Source organism: Pseudomonas sp. BGA-UO-ETr-WB11 (genome assembly GCF_059567785.1).
Genome location: NZ_JCAQOS010000003.1, coordinates 251,709 through 269,807, shown reverse-complemented (window position 1 = coordinate 269,807; position 18,099 = coordinate 251,709). Strand labels below are relative to the sequence as shown.

The following is an 18,099-nucleotide window of genomic DNA, read 5'->3' as shown; positions in this document are numbered from 1 at the left end:
TGGCTTCATGACGCCATAACAAATATCATTATGCTCGTCCATGAAAAACTCGACGCAGGAGAGACTATAGAGAACAGTCACGATGTCTGGTTGAATATAGTTGAAAACTCCGTCGCAGAAGAAAAAATAGATGCAATCAAAAGCCTTACGGGCATCCGCGATCGTCTATTTAAATACAAAGATGAAGTTTGCAAGCTGACGCAAAAACGAAGACAAACAATATTGAAGGCTATGGCCAGCCAAAACGAGATAGAAAATCTACTCAACGGCACAGAGCAGATCAAGCTGATAAACAAATCTTATCCGAAGGTACATACAGCAGCAAAAGAACTATTCGTATTTTGCTTTGAGAAATTGACAGACCTGAGCATAAGAGAGAATCAATACAAAATCATATTTGACTCACTACCCGACAAAATTTGCTCTTTTTGCGGAATTGAACGAATTATGAATCCTGAAGAAACGGCGCAAGATCAAGATCATTATCTAGCAAAAAGCATCTACCCTTTTGCAGCTACAAACATGCGCAATCTGACCCCTATGTGCAGGTGCTGCAATCGTGACTATAAGAAAGGTACCAACATAATAATAGGGAGTAACAACACCAGAAGAAAGGCGTTCAACCCTTACAACTGCGCACCTCCAGACATTTCATTATATTCATCAGTACTAATCCTAGACAGCTCACCGATAAGATTCCAGTGGGAAATTGATTTTCTGTCATCCACGGAGGAATCAGAAACTTGGGACAACGTCTTTTCTATCCGCACTCGATATAAACGCGATGTGCTCGATCAATATTTTGATAAATGGCTAAGCGGCTTTTCCCAAAAATGCGCTAAAGAGCGAAGAAGAGGAAAAATTCACGCCAACTCTACTTCAGACCAAGTCAGAGAGCATCTTCAATTCTATCAAGAAGACAAGGCAGACAATCCTAGTACTGGCCTTGCCGGCTTTCTTGAGCCATTAGTCTTCAGCCTTCTTCTTAAGCTCTACGACGAAGATAATGAGCGAATTGTTAAGCTCATCCGAGATGCGGTACTGGGCGTATCGTTAGATGACGTAGCTTAACCATGCGGTCACTTCAACAACCTGCTGGTGTTCGCTCCTTCACTGCTCAACCGCTACGGTCACGTTGCAATTATTGCCAGTGTCGACAACAACATTTGGCAAATCGCCCAGCAAAACTCAGGCCCCTTCGGCAGCTCCAGAGAGAATCTGGCGCTGATCCAACGCGAGGGCCGCTGGCATATCGAGCAGTCACGGGTACTGGGCTGGCTCCGCCTGCCGCCCGCTGAGGGATTTTCATTACCTGGGTCCGGTTACAGTCAGAACCATTAACCTTTTGTCATCTAGAAACTTAGTAGTAGACACGGCCCTGCGGAGGAGAAAACCTGACCGTTTCGCGGTACAAAAAACAGTACGCTGGCGGTACACTGCCCAGCTTTTACAGTTTTCGCTAAATTACGCTTAACCAGCTCTACGACGATACTTTCAGCTAACTGTACCTGCGCTAAGCTACGCCCGATTTCACTGGGCTTGCAGCGTTTCCAGGCAACTCATAATCCTTTGGTCCACGGTTCAAGTCCGAGCAGGCCCACCCATTAAAAAGCCCCGTTATGCGGGGCTTTTTTGTTTCTACTGGGAGGTCAAATGCGCTTTTAGCTTCGGCCTACTTCGAGGTTATTCCTCCAGCAGGCTGCGCAGCATCCAGGCGGTTTTTTCGTGGACTTCAAGGCGTTGGGTGAGCAGGTCTGCCGTGGGTTGGTCGTCGGCGGCGCTGACCACGGGGAAGAGTTTGCGCGCCGTGCGGGCGGTGGCTTCCTGGGCGGCGACGAGGTGGCGAACCATGTCGTCGGCTTTCGGTACACCCTCGACCTCTTTGATGGAGGCCAGCTTGACGAACTCTTTGTAAGTGCCGGGGGCCGGATGGCCGAGGGCGCGGATTCGCTCTGCGATCATGTCCAGGGCATTCCACTGTTCGGTGTATTGCAGCATGAACATCTGATGCAGGCTGTTGAACTGCGGGCCTTTGACGTTCCAATGGAAGTTGTGGGTCATCAGGTAGAGGGTGTAGCTGTCGGCCAGCAGACCGGACAAGCCTTTGACGATGTCGGCGCGCTCAGTCGCGCTGAGGCCGATGTCGATTTCCTTGATTTTTTTGCCAGCCATGGTGTTTTCCTTGTCGAAAAGTGGGCTCGGCCCAACGGTGTACCTGACACCATCATCACGGCAAAGCGATGTGCAGACCAAGCGTTACCGACGCCTGCGGGCCATGAAGAGCGGTTTCAGGTGTGACTGCATGTGATAGCACAAAAAGCATAGAGCCAACGGCCGCGCCAAGCCCAGCATGACGGGCAATTGTTATCCGTGATGGTGCACTGCGGGTGGGTGTACGTGCGGTGCTTCCCGCCCGTGCTCCAGGGTCTCCAGGGCGACCTGCGGGGCGAGGGTTTTCAGGGCTTGGAATTGGCTGATAAACACCTGGCCGCCAAACCGCTGCAGGAAGTCGGAGCGCTTGAGTTGGTCCATCACCGGCCCTTTGACCTCGGACAGGTGCAGCTGCACGCCAGCCGCCGCCAGGCGCTCGACAATGGCGTCCAGCGAGTCGAGGGCACTGGCGTCGATCAGGTTGACGCCAGGGCACATCAGCACCAGATGCCGAACCTGCGGCCTGGCGGCGATCAGTTCGCCAATGCGTTCTTCAAGGAAGCGCGCATTGGGAAAGTACAGACTCTCATCCACCCGTAACGACAACACGCTGGGCGACTCGACCACGGCAAAACGCTCGACATTGCGAAAGTGCTCGCTGCCCGGCACCTGACCCACCACGGCCATGTGCGGCTTGCTGGTGCGCCATAGGAACAACAGCAGCGACAGGCCGACACCCAGCAAAATGCCGACCTCCACGCCGATCAGCAGCACCCCGAGCAGGGTGGCTGCTTGCGCCGCGCCGTCCTGGGGCGAATAGCGCCAGGTACGCTTGAGCGACCCCAGATCAACCAGGCTCAGCACAGCCACGATGATGGTTGCCGCCAATACGGCTTGGGGCAAATTGTGCAGCAAGGGCGTCAGCAGCATGACGCTCAGGCCGATGCCGATGGCGGTAAAAACCCCGGCCATGGGCGTTTGCGCCCCGGCGTCATAATTGACCACCGAACGGGCGAAGCCGCCGGTAACTGGGAAGCCGCCACTGAACGCCGCGCTCAGGTTGGCCGCGCCCAGGCCGAGCAATTCGCTGTCCGGCTCGATGCGCTGGCGGCGTTTGGCGGCCAGGGTTTGGCCGACGGAAACAGACTCGACAAAGCCCACCAAGCTGATCAACAGCGCCGCCGGCAGCAGTTGCAGCGCCAACTGCAGATCCAGCGTGGGCAGCACCAACCCTGGCAGCCCCTGAGGAATGACGCCCACCACCTTGACCCCGGCCTGCTGCAACTGCAGAACAGACACGGCGACAATGGCGACGATAATCGCCAGCACCGGCCCCGCCTTGGCCAGGTTGCCGGCGCCCTGTGCAGACAGGCCCAGGCGCTGCAGCAGCGGTTTGAGGCGCCCGCGTGCCCACCATAACCAGGCCAGGCTAAGCACACCGATCAGCAGGGTCGCACCCTGTGTATGCGGGAGCGCGCGCACCAGCGCCGGCACGATCTGCAGCAGGCTTTCGCCAGAGGCCGAGACGCCGAGGATGTGCTTGAGCTGACCGCAGGCGATGAGAATGCCCGAGGCACTAATAAAGCCGGAAATCACCGGGTGACTGAGGAAGTTGGCGAGAAAGCCCAGGCGCATGACGGCCATGAGGCTGAGGATCAGGCCCGAGAGCATGGCCAGCAACATCGCCGCACCGATGTATGCCGCGCTGCCGGCAGGAAACAGCGGGCCCAGCGCGGCGGCAGTCATCAGCGAAACCACCGCCACAGGCCCCACGGCCAGCGCCCGGCTGGAACCGAATAACGCATAGGCCAACAGCGGCAGGATGCTCGCATACAACCCCGTGACCGGCGGCAAACCGGCGAGCATGGCGTACGCCAGGCTCTGCGGGATCAGCATCAGGGTGACGATCAGCGCCGCCAGGCCATCCTGGCTGGCGGTAGCCCGGTTATAACGCCGCCCCCAGTCCAGGCAGGGCAGCCAACGGCGCAGGTTCATTGGACTGTTTCCTCAGCGAGGCCGCGGGGCTGGCGTTTGAGCACGCTCATTGCAGGCGCCTCAGAGCACATCGAGGGGGATTTTCAGGTAGCGGGTGCCGTTCGCTTCTGCGGGCGGCAGCTGGCCGGCGCGCATGTTCACCTGCACCGACGGCAGGATCAGCATCGGCATACCGAGCGTGGCGTCGCGGGCGCTGCGCATAGCCACGAACTCGGCCTCACCAATGCCTTCATGCACGTGCACGTTGTGTGCGCGCTGCTCGGCAACGGTGGTCTGAAAGCGGAAATCATCGCGTCCAGGGGCTTTGTAGTCGTGGCACATGAACAGGCGCGTGTCATCCGGCAGGCTGAACAACCTATGGATCGACTGGAACAGCGTGCGCGCATCACCACCCGGAAAGTCGCAACGCGCTGTGCCGTAGTCGGGCATAAACAAGGTGTCGCCGACAAAGCCGGCATCGCCGATCAGGTAGGTCATGCACGCCGGCGTGTGGCCGGGAGTGTGAATGGCACGGGCCTCCAGGCTACCGATCTGGAAGGTGTCGCCATCCTTGAACAGGTGATCGAACTGGCGGCCATCGGTGGCGAACTCGCTGCCAGCGTTGAACAGCTTGCCAAAGGTGTTCTGCACAACGGTGATGTTTTCCCCAATGGCCAACTGCCCACCTAACTCACGCTTGAGATACGGCGCGGCGGACAGATGGTCGGCGTGCACATGGGTTTCCAGCAGCCAGTCCACCTGTAGGTGCTGCTCGCGGACATAGGCGATCAAACGATCTGCACTCGCGTAGGAGGTCCGCCCAGCAGCGGGATCGTAGTCGAGCACCGAGTCGATGATGGCGCAGCGCTTACTCGTCGGGTCGGTCACGACGTAGCTGTAGGTAAAGGTGGCAGGGTCAAAAAAAACTTCGACGTGGGGCTGCATGATCTGGCTCCATTAGCATACCCATGGGGGTATTCAATTAAGATAAATCGTAACTGTTTTTTCCGCTGCATACTTAGAATAAAAACGAATAGCGTGAGGACGAGCGGCTGTGGCAAGCCACAGTAACGACGCGCCTGGCAGACTCATCGCGGGCAGGCAGGTGCGCTAACGTGACCCGCAAAGCCCTGCCCACGGGGTGAAAAAATGACGGGCCTGTGGAGTTTTCTCGGGGGGCTGGTGAAGGTCGATCCGGTGCCCGGCGCGGACATGATGCAGATGCTGCAAACCGCCGCGAAATAGCGCTACAAGAATGGCTAACGACCCTATAGCCATTCTCAATCTCCCCTCGGCGTGGCAAGCAGTCATCATCTGCTAGCGTTGATAACGAGCTAATGACCGCTGGCTGACACCGTCGCCAGCGGTAAACCCGATCAGCCTCCAGCACATGCTGTTGAGCTGATCCACGGAAAACTCCGGGAGTTTGCTATGGATCCGAAAACCCCAAACACCGCCGGCCAATGCCCTGTAATGCATGGCGGCAACACCTCATCGAGTCAGACGAGCATGGCGTGGTGGCCGAACGCCCTCAACCTCGACATCCTGCACCAGCACGACAGCAAGACCAATCCGCTGGGACACGGCTTTGACTACCGCGAGGCGGTGAAAAAACTCGATGTGGCTGCCCTGAAACGCGACCTCACCGCGCTGATGACCGACAGCCAGGATTGGTGGCCGGCAGACTGGGGCCACTACGGCGGCCTGATGATTCGCCTGACCTGGCACGCGGCGGGTACTTACCGCATCGCCGACGGCCGTGGCGGTGCTGGCAGTGGCAGCCAGCGTTTTGCCCCGCTCAACTCCTGGCCGGATAACGCCAACCTGGACAAAGCCCGTCGCCTACTCTGGCCGATCAAGAAAAAGTACGGCAACAGCGTCAGCTGGGCTGACCTGCTGGCCCTGGCCGGCACCATCGCGTATGAGTCCATGGGCCTGAAGACTTTCGGTTTCGCCTTTGGCCGCGAGGACATCTGGCACCCGGAAAAAGACATCTACTGGGGTTCGGAAAAACAATGGCTGGCGCCAACCGGCAGCGAAGGCAGCCGCTACTCTGGTGAGCGTGACCTGGCCAACCCGCTGGCAGCCGTGATGATGGGCCTGATTTACGTCAACCCAGAAGGCGTGGATGGCAAGTCCGACCCGCTGAAAACCGCCCATGACGTGCGCATTACCTTCGCCCGCATGGCCATGAATGACGAAGAAACCGTGGCCCTGACCGCCGGTGGTCACACCGTGGGGAAAGCGCACGGTAATGGCAATGCGAAGAACCTCGGCCCTGAGCCAGAGGGTGCGGACATTGAAGAACAAGGCCTGGGCTGGAACAACCACGTCAGCCGTGGCGTAGGCCGCGACACCGTGACCAGCGGCATTGAAGGGGCCTGGACCACCAACCCGACCCAGTGGGACAACGGCTACTTCCACCTGCTGCTCAACTACGACTGGGAGCTGAAAAAGAGCCCGGCCGGTGCCTCGCAGTGGGAGCCGATCAATATCAAGGAAGAAGACAAACCGGTGGACGTGGAAGATCCGAGCATTCGCTTGAATCCGATCATGACCGACGCCGACATGGCGATGAAGATGGACCCGGAGTACCGCAAAATCTCCGAGCGGTTCTACAACGATCCGGCCTATTTCTCGGACGTGTTCGCCCGCGCCTGGTTCAAACTGACCCACCGCGACATGGGCCCTAAAGCCCGTTATTTGGGCCCGGATGTGCCAGCGGAAGACCTCATCTGGCAAGACCCGGTGCCAGCCGGTCGCAGCGATTACGATGTGGCTGCCGTGGCGGCGAAAATTGCCGCCAGCGGGCTGTCCATCAGCGAACGTGCCAGCACCGCGTGGGACAGCGCCCGCACGTTCCGTCACTCGGACAAACGTGGTGGCGCCAACGGTGCACGCATTCGTCTGGCCCCACAGAAGGACTGGGACGGCAACGAGCCGGCGCGTCTGGCCAAGGTGTTAGCGGTGTATGAAAAAATCGCCAGCGAAACCGGTGCCAGCGTTGCTGATGTGATCGTGCTGGGTGGCAACCTGGCCATCGAAGAAGCCGCCAAAGCCGCTGGCGTGACCGTCAAGGTGCCGTTTGCAGCCGGGCGTGGTGATGCCAGCCAGGAACACACCGATGTCGAGTCATTCGACGTGCTGGAGCCGCTGCACGACGGCTTCCGTAACTGGCAAAAGCAGCACTACGTGGTGCAACCCGAAGAGATGCTCCTCGACCGCGCGCAACTGATGGGCCTGACGGCAGCGGAAATGACCGCACTGGTCGGCGGTATGCGTGTACTGGGCACCAACCATGGCGGCAGCCAACATGGCGTGTTCACCGATCGGGTCGGAGTGCTGAGCAACGACTTCTTCGTCAACCTGACCGACATGGCCTACAACTGGAAACCCACCGGACGTAACAGCTACGCCATTGTCGAACGTAAGAGCGGTGCCACCAAATGGACAGCCACACGCGTCGATCTGGTGTTCGGTTCCAACTCAATCCTGCGTGCCTACGCCGAGGTCTACGCCCAGGACGATAACCGCGAGAAGTTCGTTCAGGACTTCGTGGCCGCCTGGACCAAGGTGATGAACGCCGACCGCTTCGACCTCACGTAAGCGCCACCCCCGCGCGCCGCAGGGCGCGCGGGGGACGCTTTGTCACACACCGAAGGTACTCGCTGTAGACGTGACTTCAAACGCGCCTACAACGAGCTGCTGATGCCTACAGAATCCGTGGGAGCGGTCTTGACCGCGAAGCTTTTGCCCGAGGGGCTGATCGCGGCCATCCCATCCTTAAGTGAACAGCCTTCCTGTAGCCCGGATGAAATCCGGGCTACGCCTGTGGCGCGTTAAGTGAACAGCTCTGCGCAGCTTTTCCGTTACTGCCCACTGCACACCATCAAGCGCCGCTAACACCCCAGACGCTGCCCAGGCTGTTAAGCAATGCGCCTTGCACGCCTTGCTGACCGAAGTACTGCAGCAGCAAGGGCGCGATCTGGCCGATCATGCCGCTGTCCATGCCCAAGGCGCTAAAGGCCTGATTGAGCTGCTGGGTGTTGTTGACGTTGCTCAGCGCCGCCGTGGCTTCGGCGCTGAGCGGTGCGCCCGCCGATTTGCCCAGCAGGCCGCTGAGGCCATTCAGTTGCTGCAGGCCGTTGCTGCCTTCCAGCTTGTTCAAACCGGGAATGCTTTGATTCAGCTGGTTGTATTCAGCGCTCGGCAATTGATTTTTCGCGAGGCCAAGCAACGCGCCCGTGCCGCCCAGCGCCTGTTGCGGGCTGAGCTTGAGGCTGCTCAGAGCCTGCAACAACTCCAGGCTCTGCGGGTTACCCAACAGGTTCGCGGCCTCCCCGCCCGCATTGGCGCCGCCGGCTGCCGAGACCACATTGGCGGCGTCGCTCAAGCTAAACGCCAGGGCCGGAAACGTGGTCATCGACAGGGCGCCGAGCAGTAACAGGCGGTGGGCAGTTTTCATCGTTAAAACCTCAAAAGAATTAAGTCGCCGCCAGACTGGCGAGCCGGTGCACCCGCCGTTGGACTGCTGCGCCTGGGCGGATGTTCCCACTCAGGCGCGATTATCACGCGGGCACTTTATGCCGGGCAGCGTATAGACAGAGCATCTCCATGGCCACATAAGAGGCCGCCAGGGCCGTGACTTCGGCGTGGTCGTAGGGTGGCGAAACTTCCACCACGTCCATGCCCACCAAGTTGATCCCGCGCAGGGCACGGAGAATTTCCAGGGCCTGATGGCTGCTCAGGCCACCCGGCACAGGGGTGCCGGTACCGGGCGCATAGGCCGGGTCCAGGCAGTCGATGTCGAAGGTCAGGTACACCGGATTATCGCCAACCCGCGCCCGGATCAGCTCGGCGATCTGCTCGGGGCTGCAGCGGTGCACCTGGCGGGCGTCCAGCACCTGAAAGCCCATGACGTCATCGTTGGTGGTGCGCAGGCCGATCTGTACCGAGCGCGCCGGATCGACCAGGCCCTGCTTGGCGGCGTAATAAAACATGGTGCCGTGGTTGATGCCTTGCGGGCCTTCGTCGGTATCCGGCCAGGTGTCGCTGTGGGCGTCGAAGTGCACCAGCGACAGCGTGCCGTGCTGCTTGGCATGGGCCTTGAGCAGCGGGTAACTGATGAAGTGGTCGCCGCCCAGGGTGAGCATGGCGCAACCGGCAGCGAGGATGATGTCGGCATGCGCTTCGATCGCCGCCGGGGTCTGCTGGGGCTGGCTGTGGTCGAAGTCGCAATCGCCATAATCGATTACCGCCAGGTGATCGAAGGGATCGAACTCCCACGGCCAGTGCCGTTCCCAGGCGCTGGTGACCGATGCCGCGCGGATCGCCCGCGGGCCAAAGCGGGTGCCCGGTCGATTGGTGGCAGCGGTGTCGAACGGCACACCGCTGACCACCACATCCACGCCCGTCAGATCGCGGCTGTAGCGCCGGCGCATAAAGCTGGTGACGCCGGCGTAGGTCGCTTCGGAATAGGTGCCGTACAGGCTGGTACGGGTCATGGCCTGGTCGTTGCCCTGAAAAGCTTCCATGGTCAGCTCCTTAATAGTGTGTACGGAAGGTGGTCCAGAGTCGCGTGCGCTCACGCTGGCTGCGCAGCGGCAGTAACTCTTCGGTGAACAAGCGCTCGCGCAGCGCCTGATCGGGATAGATATCGGGGTCACCACTGACTGCCGCGTCAACCAGAGCCGTGGCCTCGCGGTTGGCGTTGGCGAAGAACACACTGTTGGTCAGCTCGGCAATCGCCTCCGGACGCAGCATGTAGTCGATAAACGCGTGGGCAGCCTGGGGGTGCGGCGCATCCACCGGGATGGCCAGGGTGTCGAACCACAACAGCGTGCCCTCACGGGGGATGCGGTAGATCACCTCGAAGGCTTGCTGGCTTTCCTGAGCACGCGCGGCGGCCATGGCGGCATCACCGCTATAGGTCAGGGCCAGGCACACCTCGCCTTTGGCCAGGTCGTTGATGTGCCGGCCCGTGGCGACGTAACGAATGTTCGGCTGCAGTTGGGCGAGCAGCGTCTGCACCTGCGCCAGCTCACTGGCGGTTGTGCTGTAGGGTTTGAAGCCGAGGTAATTGAGCGCAACGCTGATTACCTCCTGGGGCGAATCGAGCATGGCGATACCACAGTCTTTCAACCGGCTGGCGTACTCGGGTTTGAACAGCAGGTCGAGGCTGTTCAACGGCGCATTGGGGATGCGCTTTGCCAGCGCCTGCTTGTTGATGCCCAAGCCCACAGTGCCCCAGGTGTAAGGCACGCCGTACTGGTTGCCGGGGTCGGCGCTGGCCAGCTTGCCGAGCAGTTCGGCATCCAGATTGGCGAAATGTGGCAGTTGCTCGCGCTGCACCGGCTGCAACGCCTTGGCCTTGATCGCCCGGGCCAATCCGCCGGATGAGGGGAACACCACATCGTAGCCACTGGCGCCAGTCAGCAGCTTGCTCTCCAGGGCTTCGCTGCTGTCAAAGATGTCGTATTTGACCGCAATACCGGTCTCGTCCTTGAAGCGCTGCAACGCTTGCTCCGGCAGATAGGCGGACCAGCTGTAGATGTTCAATTGTTTTTCTTCGGCCTGGGCGACAACCCCCAACCCCAGGCACAACACGGCAATCACGGCACGCATGGCAACACTCCTCGGCAAGCAACGGTTGAGGGCATCCTGCGCCGGGCCATGCTTCGGATAAATATGAAGCATGCTACTTTGGCATTCATCGCCATCAATGTTTAACCCGCGCCAGGAGTGCCCATGCTCAGCCAATTACGCGATCTTGACCTGCAACTGCTGCGTCTGTTTGTCTGCGTGGTGGAGTGCGGTGGCTTCAGCGCGGCGCAAGGCGAGCTGGGCATCGGTCAGTCGACCATCAGCACGCAAATGGCCAAGCTGGAGACCCGCCTGGGCTATCGCCTGTGCGAACGCGGCAAGGCCGGGTTTCGCCTGACACCCAAAGGTGAGCAAGTGTTGGCCGCCACGCGCCGCTTGTTCGCTGCCATCGAGCAGTTCAAGGGCGAAGCCCAGGGCATGGCCGACAAGTTGCTGGGCGAGCTGCGCATTGGTTTGTCAGAAGCCCTGGATGCTCAGGTGCTGGAACGAGTAGCCGCTGCCATCGGCAGCTTTCGCCAGCGCAACCAGGCGGTGCAGATCGAACTGCTCAGCGCCATGCCGGCGGAGCTGGAACGGCGCCTGCTGCAAGACCAGTTGCACCTCGCCATCGGCTACTTCGCCGGGCAGCAGCACACCCTGGATTACCAGCCGCTGTTCAGCGAACAACAGCGCCTGTATTGCGCCAAGGCCCATCCGCTGTTCGACGTGGCGCAACCCAGCCAGGCGCAACTCGACGCCTGCGACGGCGTGCTGCATCCGTATCGCTTTATCAGCGCCGCCGAGCCCTTCCAGCCAACCAGCAGCAGCGCGCGCAGCGAACAGGTGGAAGGCTGCCTGAGTTTTATCCTCTCCGGCGCCCATATCGGCTACCTGCCCCGACACATTGCCGCGCCCTGGCAGGCTCGCGGCTTGCTCAAAGCGCTGGGGCCAGAGGAGCTGGCCTTCACGGTGCAATTTCACCTGGCCCAGCACCGCGGCCGGGCGCCCAGCGAAGCGCAGCTGGCGCTGGTTGAAGACCTACACGTGGCCTTCAGCGCCTGACCACTTGTCTGGATAGATGACCGCAGGGCGTGCCTACCTATACTCATTACCACTCAGCGAAAAACGTCTCGGCACCGAAAGGCGACGCCCATGGACATACAGCGCTATTTGCTCGCAACACTTCTGTCTGCACTGATGACTGCAGCTCATGCCGAAAAAATTTTGATTGCGGCTGAAGATGATTGGCCGCCCTACTCGGCCAAGCAGGCCAACAGCGCTGAACCTGAAGGGTTTACCCCCGCGCTGGTACGCGAGATTTTTGCCCGCCGCGACATTGCGGTTGAGTTTATTACCGTACCTTTTTCCCGCTGCCTGCATTACGCCCAAACCGGCCACGCCGTGGCCTGTTTCAACGTCACCATTACCGATGCCAACCGCAATGAGTTCTTTTGGCACCCCACCCCCATGTTTCATGAAGGCTTAGCCATTTTTGCCCTACGAGGCCGCTTTCAGCCGGAGTTAAACAGCCGCGATTTAGAAAACCACATCGTGGGCATTACTAACGCCTACACCTATCCGAGCGAGTTTATGGAGAACCCGAAAATTGAACGCGCGGTGGCGCAATCCGATGCCTATTTACTGAACATGCTGATCAAGCGTCGCGTGGACTTCATCATCATGAATACCCTGCCAGGACAGCTGCGGATTCTCGACGAAAAACTCGGCACAGAAATCGAACGCGTCGGGATGATCTCCCTCGATGGCTTCTGGCTGAGTTTTTCCAGAAATCATCCTGATGGCGAGCGCCTGTCAAAAATATTCGAAGAAGAACTGGTCAGACTCATGGCCAGCGGGCGCGTTGCCGAACTGGAGTTAAATATGAAGGCGCGCCTGGGGCTAAAAATCCCACAAGATGCCCAAGTGCGGCATTAACTAACCCTGAATGCCCTGCAGCCGTTTAACCATCCGCAACGAGTAAATGCTAAGCCAGGAGGCGTGCCGACAGAGGCATCATCTTCAATGAACCTGCCGGGCGCAATGACGGAACAGAAGCTAACCTTGCCAACAAAGGTCGCTTACCCGGCCCAGATCCAACCTGCCCTCGGCACATGGCATGATGCCCAGCAATGGCCTCACTTACGCCAATTGTTCCGCAGTCCAACGCTCACCCTGGCTTCATTCCCATGACTCGCCGCGAGATCATCAATGCAACCACACGTCGTATTGCCTCCTATCGATGACCTCAGCGCGGAATCAGCAACGTTGAAATGGGGCCTTGCCCTGCGGCGTTTCCCGCCCGAGCTGGAAGCTGAGTACCTGCGCTTTGCCTTCCAGAACTATCAGCAGACACGCCACAAAGCCATCGTCCTGCTGCTGCTCAGCATCGTGGCCTTTATCGGCTTTGATCTGCTGCTGAGTCAGCACTTGGTCAGCCCCACAATCACCCTACCGGCCATGGTCCTGCGCCTGTGCGCACTGCTGATTATCGTGTTCGCTGCCAGCCGCGTGCTGAAGTCCCCTGATGTGGCCACCGGCGACCTCTGGATCCCCATTGCCATGGGCAGTCTCAGTCTCGCCATGCTGCTAATCACGGTGCTGTATCTGCCGGTAGTGGAACAGATGCAACTGCCCTTCGGCCTGGAAGGCATGATGCTGATCCAGATGGTGATTTTCTTTCCTATTGGTTACAGCTACCGCAAGAGCCTGTATCTCGCCCTCGCCACACTGTTGCTCACCTACGTGGCGGTATACCTGGCGACTGCCGATGCACTGTCGATACAGTTTCACGTGTCAATGGCCTATCTGGTGGTGGCCAGCATTGCCGCGGGCGCAGCAGGGTATTGCCACGAACACTCGATGCGCACGCTCTTCCTGACCAAGCGCACTCTGCGCAACATGGCCGACACTGACGGCCTGACTCAGCTATATAACCGCCGCAGTTTTGACCTGCTGTTGCAACGCGCCCTCCAGGAAGCTCAGCGCGAGCACAATTGCATTGCCTTGATCATGCTCGACCTCGACCACTTCAAGGCCTACAACGACCTCTACGGCCACCCTGCCGGTGACCTCGCCCTGCAGCGCATTGCTGGCGTCCTGGCCGGCAATGCGCGCCGGGGCCTGGATTTTGCCGCACGCCTGGGCGGCGAGGAATTTGCCCTGGTGCTGCACAACCCGGACCGCACCTACTTAGCCAGTGTCTGCGAAAGCATCCGCCAACAAATTCACAGCGGGCTGGCCATCGAACACCTGAAGAACCCGGCCCAGGTAATGACTGCCAGCCTCGGCGCCTGCTTCAGCCAAGCCGACGACAGCCCGACCAGCCTCTATCAGCGCGCCGACGAGGCGTTGTACCGGGCCAAAGCCGGCGGCCGCAATCGCGTGGAAATCGACTGATCCAGAGCCCGCCTCCGTGCCCGCTCAGCCAAGGTGCCCATACGCTCAACACGCACAGAGACATCAGGCGCCACCAGCGTTTCAGCGTGATTCTCCACGTGCCTACAACGCTGCAATGGTCGGATATTCTTAACAAAGAACACTGATTTGTTTGACATATTTTACAGCCAAGGCAAACTGAGCCACGGTTCCGTCTGCTCTTCAGCTACCCTTTAGCGACCCTCTGGGCGCTTTCACTCGGCCAGCTGATGCACGCAACATGGCTATTGCGCGAGGCTGCAGCAAGGCAGACAGCACCAGTAAAAACAGGAAGCACCGCGGCAACACAGGTACTTCCTGCACAGAAACGGCAGGCGCCGGCCTGCCCTAAGGTGACATATGTCCAACAACAACACTGGCAACACCCAGAACGCAAAACGTAAACCTGTAGTCCTGATGTCCATGGGCGCCCAAGAGCGCAAAGGCCACGACTACCAAGTGATGACCAACAAGTACATCCGTCCCCTGGTCGAAATATCTGGCTGCGTGCCCCTGCTGGCACCCACCTGCTTCGGCACCGATGACCTTGAGCAATACCTGTCGATGGTCGATGGCGTCTACCTCACTGGCGCCGGCAGCAACATCGACCCGACGCTCTACGGTCAGGAAAACCTCACGCCAAGCAAGGCCCAGGACCAGGACCGCGACAACTTCGACCTGCCACTGATTCACGCCGCATTGGCCAAGGGCCTGCCGATCTTCGGTATCTGCCGCGGCATGCAGGAAATGAACGTGGCCCTCGGCGGCGACATGCACCAGAAACTCTATGAAGTTGAGGGCATGAACGACCACCGCGAAGACGACACCACGCCTCCGGCCGAGCAATACGCCGAAGCCCACAGCATCCGCCTGGTGCCCGGCACCTGGCTGGCCGAGTTGCTGGGTCTGGAAGAAATTCCGGTCAACTCCCTGCACGGCCAGGGCATCAAAACCCTGGGCAAAGGCCTGGAAGCACTGGCCCATGCCGAAGACGGCGTGATCGAAGCCATTCACCTGCCGCAAGCACCGCAGTTCACCCTGGGTGTGCAATGGCACCCCGAGTGGCAAGCCTCGCAAAACCCGCAATCGGTGCGCCTGTTCGAGGCCTTCGGTGCGGCCTGCCGTAAGCGCGTAGCCGAGCAAAACGGCTAAGTACCCGCTTAGCGGCATAAATGAATAGCGCAGGCCTTGGCCTGCGCTATTCATTTCTAGCGAAGCAACATCGACTACACACAACAAGCGCTCTAGGTTTATGCGTCAAAGCCTTGCCTGGGCGTTGACTGCGATCGAGCGCTCGTAGGAGCGGCTTTAGCCGCGAACCCTCCAACTCTCAACACCCACTTCGCGGCTGAAGCCGCTCCTACGGGAATGGCGGCGGCGTTGCCGATCTATCCCACTGCGCGCTCACGCTAATCCAGAGAATTGCGNAGCGCTCTAGGTTTATGCGTCAAAGCCTTGCCTGGGCGTTGACTGCGATCGAGCGCTCGTAGGAGCGGCTTTAGCCGCGAACCCTCCAACTCTCAACACCCACTTCGCGGCTGAAGCCGCTCCTACGGGAATGGCGGCGGCGTTGCCGATCTATCCCACTGCGCGCTCACGCTAATCCAGAGAATTGCGCTGCTTGTGTGCACGGCGACCAGACTTTTGTAGGAGCGGCTTTAGCCGCGAACCCTCCAACTCTCAACACCCACTTCGCGGCTGAAGCCGCTCCTACGGGAATGGCGGCGGCGTTGCCGATCTAGCCCACTGCGCGCTCACGCCAATCCAGAGAATTGCGCTGCTTGTGTGCACGGCGACCAGGCTTTTGTAGGAGCGGCTTTAGCCGCGAACCCTCCAACCCTCAACGCCCACTTCGCGGCTGAAGCCGCTCCTACGGGAATGAAGGTGTGGGCGGCGATTGTTGAGCTGGGCATAGCCTCGACTAGCCCCGCTTTACCCAATGCTGCTCTGCGCTGGCTCAGCTACCAATCACCCCGCCATCGAGTTTAGTGATCAACACTGTGGTCGAGCGCGGGCGGGTTTTGCCGTCGCTGGCCGGGAAGCTGATGCCGGGGTGCTGGATATTCGCCCACATCACCTTGCCATCCGGGCTCCAGGCCAGGCCGGTGATTTCGCAGCCGCGTGGGCCGACCAGAAAACGCCGCACCTCGCGACTGCTGGGGTCGGCACACAGCAATTGGTTGCAGCCCATGGCCTGCATAGCCGGCTCGGCATCGTCGTAGTCGGTTTGAATCCACAGGCGCCCGGCCGCATCAAACGCCACCCCGTCCGGTGAAGAAAACAAATCGCCATTGATGGTACCTGTGAGGTTGGCCGGCACTGGCTGGCCATCCTTGCCCTTGGCGCCGCGCGCCTCACCGGCGAGCAGGAACAACTCCCAGGTAAAGGTGGTGGCAGTCGGGTCTGCGCCCTGCTCGTTAAAGCGCAGAATCTGCCCGTGCAGGTTGTTCGGCCGCGGGTTGGCCTTGTCCACGGGTTGCTTGCTGCCGCGCCCGTCGTTGTTGGTCAGGGTGACGTAAACCTCACGGCTCTTGGGATGCACGGCGGCCCATTCCGGGCGGTCCATCGGCGTGGCACCGGCGCGGTCGGCGGCGGCGCGGGCGTTAACCAGCACCTCGGCCTGGCTGGGAAAGCCATGCTCGGCGCTAAGGCCATTTTGCCCATGCACCAGCGCCAGCCACTGGCCGCTGCCATCGGCATTCAGCTTGGCCACATACAACGTGCCGTGATCCAGCAGGTCGCGGCTGGCCTTGGGGTTGGCGGCATCAAAGCGTCCGCTGGGCACGAATTTGTACAGGTACTCGCCCTTGGCATCGTCGCCGGAATAGAACGCCATGCGTCCGTCATCGCCCAAACTCAGGGCCGCGCACTCACGGCTGAAACGGCCGAAGGCGGTGCGTTTGATTGGCTGCGCCTGTGGGTCGAAGGGATCGATTTCCACCACCCAGCCAAAGCGGTTGGGCTCGTTGACGTGGCCGCCATGGGCCTGATCCGGGTACGGCGTGGCGTCGAAGCGCGGGTCGGCGGTTTCCCAGGCGTAGTTTTTACTGGTGCCGCTGCTGGCCAGGCCATAGCGCTTGTGCGCCACCCGCGCGGCGTAATCGGCCGGGTCGCGGTTGATAAAGTAGTTGGGCCAGTTTTCCTCGCAGGTGAGGAAGGTGCCCCAGGGGGTGATGCCGGTGGCGCAGTTGTTCAGGGTGCCGAGCACCTCCAGGCCGCGCGGGTCGCTGGCGGTCTGCATCAGCGCATGGGCCGCCAGCGGGCCGGCCAAACGCATCGGCGTGAGCATGCTGATACGGCGGTTATAGGCCGAGTCCATGACCCGCTGCCATTGACCATCGGCGCCCTTGCGCACTTCGATCACCGACACGCCGTGGGCCGCCTGTTCCTTGCGCACCTCGTTGAGCGGCCGTGGTTTGCTCTGATCGATCTTGCCGGACGGGTGCAGTGGCGGGTTGATGTACTCGTGGTTCATCACCAGCAGGCCACGGTCGCTTTCACCGGGGAAAGCGAAGAAATCCATACCGTCGTGGTTGTCGCCGGCCTGCTTGAGCTGAGCCTGCCAGTCGTCGCTGGCGTCCGGGTTCCAAGCGGGGGCGCCCGCTTCCACCGGGTCGCCCCAGGAGAAGAACGGCACGGCGCGGTAGCCCTCGGCTACCAGCACGCGGTCAAAGGCCGGATCGATCTGCACCGGCACGCCCTTGAAGTTCAGCAACGGGCTGGCGCTGGCCTTGCCGCAGGCGCTGATACCACCGGCGAAGAAGCCCAATGCCGCCAGGGTCAGGCCGCCCTTGAGCACGTTGCGCCGACTCGGATTGAGCAGCTCGGCCAGCGGCGGATTGGCGCTGGGGTTGATGGTGATGTCGTCGTGGGCTTCCAGGCGGGCGTGGAATTGGCTGTGCTCGTTCATCACGGAGTCTCGATGGCTGTGAGTGGTGGTCCCGGAGTGCATCCGGGCTACGGCCCCCTCGCCCATCA

14 protein-coding genes are annotated in these 18,099 nt (G+C 60.2%); 7 read left to right on the top strand and 7 right to left on the bottom strand.

Annotation, left to right across the window (positions count from 1 at the left end; all coding sequences use genetic code 11):
* The first annotated feature begins 30 nt into the window (after positions 1-30).
* Positions 31-1,071, top strand: a complete 1,041-nt coding sequence (locus tag AC56DI_RS02720) for a hypothetical protein (protein ID WP_496344827.1) — start codon at positions 31-33, stop codon at positions 1,069-1,071.
* A gap of 27 nt (positions 1,072-1,098) precedes the next feature.
* The gene (locus tag AC56DI_RS02715) at positions 1,099-1,341 is read left to right on the top strand and encodes a hypothetical protein (RefSeq protein ID WP_496344826.1); all 243 of its coding nucleotides are present in this window, start codon (positions 1,099-1,101) and stop codon (positions 1,339-1,341) included.
* Positions 1,342-1,683: 342 nt separating this feature from the next.
* Here AC56DI_RS02715 and AC56DI_RS02710 read toward each other — a convergent pair whose 3' ends face one another.
* The 3 genes from AC56DI_RS02710 to AC56DI_RS02700 all read right to left on the bottom strand — a co-directional run bounded on the left by AC56DI_RS02710 (position 1,684) and on the right by AC56DI_RS02700 (position 5,070).
* On the bottom strand, positions 1,684-2,172 hold the full coding sequence (locus tag AC56DI_RS02710; protein WP_496344825.1) for a Dps family protein: 489 nt from the start codon (positions 2,170-2,172) through the stop codon (positions 1,684-1,686).
* 192 nt (positions 2,173-2,364) lie between these two features.
* The gene (locus AC56DI_RS02705; RefSeq protein ID WP_496344824.1) at positions 2,365-4,146 is read right to left on the bottom strand and encodes a SulP family inorganic anion transporter; all 1,782 of its coding nucleotides are present in this window, start codon (positions 4,144-4,146) and stop codon (positions 2,365-2,367) included.
* Positions 4,147-4,206: 60 nt separating this feature from the next.
* Entirely contained in the window at positions 4,207-5,070 is an 864-nt protein-coding gene (locus AC56DI_RS02700; RefSeq protein WP_496344823.1) for an MBL fold metallo-hydrolase, read from the bottom strand.
* Positions 5,071-5,556: 486 nt separating this feature from the next.
* On the opposite strand from AC56DI_RS02700, the gene katG reads away from it, so the two are divergent.
* The gene (katG, locus tag AC56DI_RS02695) at positions 5,557-7,731 is read left to right on the top strand and encodes a catalase/peroxidase HPI (RefSeq protein ID WP_496344822.1); all 2,175 of its coding nucleotides are present in this window, start codon (positions 5,557-5,559) and stop codon (positions 7,729-7,731) included.
* Positions 7,732-8,014: 283 nt separating this feature from the next.
* Here katG and AC56DI_RS02690 read toward each other — a convergent pair whose 3' ends face one another.
* The 3 genes from AC56DI_RS02690 to AC56DI_RS02680 form a co-directional block, all read right to left on the bottom strand.
* Positions 8,015-8,590 (bottom strand): DUF2780 domain-containing protein, encoded by a 576-nt coding sequence (locus tag AC56DI_RS02690; RefSeq protein WP_496344821.1) that lies wholly within the window; start codon positions 8,588-8,590, stop codon positions 8,015-8,017.
* 103 nt (positions 8,591-8,693) lie between these two features.
* Positions 8,694-9,659 carry an agmatinase gene (speB, locus tag AC56DI_RS02685; RefSeq protein WP_496344820.1) on the bottom strand — a complete coding sequence of 322 codons (966 nt, stop codon included), beginning with the start codon at positions 9,657-9,659 and terminating at the stop codon, positions 8,694-8,696.
* 10 nt (positions 9,660-9,669) lie between these two features.
* Positions 9,670-10,749, bottom strand: coding sequence for a polyamine ABC transporter substrate-binding protein (locus AC56DI_RS02680; protein WP_496344819.1), 1,080 nt, complete (start codon positions 10,747-10,749; stop codon positions 9,670-9,672).
* A 123-nt stretch (positions 10,750-10,872) separates the two neighbouring features.
* Here AC56DI_RS02680 and AC56DI_RS02675 point away from each other — a divergent pair, with 123 nt between their 5' ends.
* From AC56DI_RS02675 to AC56DI_RS02660, 4 genes are all read left to right on the top strand, one after another.
* Positions 10,873-11,769, top strand: coding sequence for a LysR family transcriptional regulator (locus AC56DI_RS02675; protein WP_496344818.1), 897 nt, complete (start codon positions 10,873-10,875; stop codon positions 11,767-11,769).
* 90 nt (positions 11,770-11,859) lie between these two features.
* Entirely contained in the window at positions 11,860-12,642 is a 783-nt protein-coding gene (locus AC56DI_RS02670; RefSeq protein WP_496344817.1) for a substrate-binding periplasmic protein, read from the top strand.
* 330 nt (positions 12,643-12,972) lie between these two features.
* On the top strand, positions 12,973-14,103 hold the full coding sequence (locus AC56DI_RS02665) for a GGDEF domain-containing protein (RefSeq protein WP_496344816.1): 1,131 nt from the start codon (positions 12,973-12,975) through the stop codon (positions 14,101-14,103).
* Between the two features lie 378 nt (positions 14,104-14,481).
* Positions 14,482-15,273 carry a gamma-glutamyl-gamma-aminobutyrate hydrolase family protein gene (locus AC56DI_RS02660; RefSeq protein ID WP_496344815.1) on the top strand — a complete coding sequence of 264 codons (792 nt, stop codon included), beginning with the start codon at positions 14,482-14,484 and terminating at the stop codon, positions 15,271-15,273.
* A gap of 805 nt (positions 15,274-16,078) precedes the next feature.
* Here AC56DI_RS02660 and AC56DI_RS02655 read toward each other — a convergent pair.
* On the bottom strand, positions 16,079-18,034 hold the full coding sequence (locus tag AC56DI_RS02655) for a PhoX family protein (RefSeq protein ID WP_496344814.1): 1,956 nt from the start codon (positions 18,032-18,034) through the stop codon (positions 16,079-16,081).
* Between the last annotated feature and the right edge of the window lie 65 nt (positions 18,035-18,099).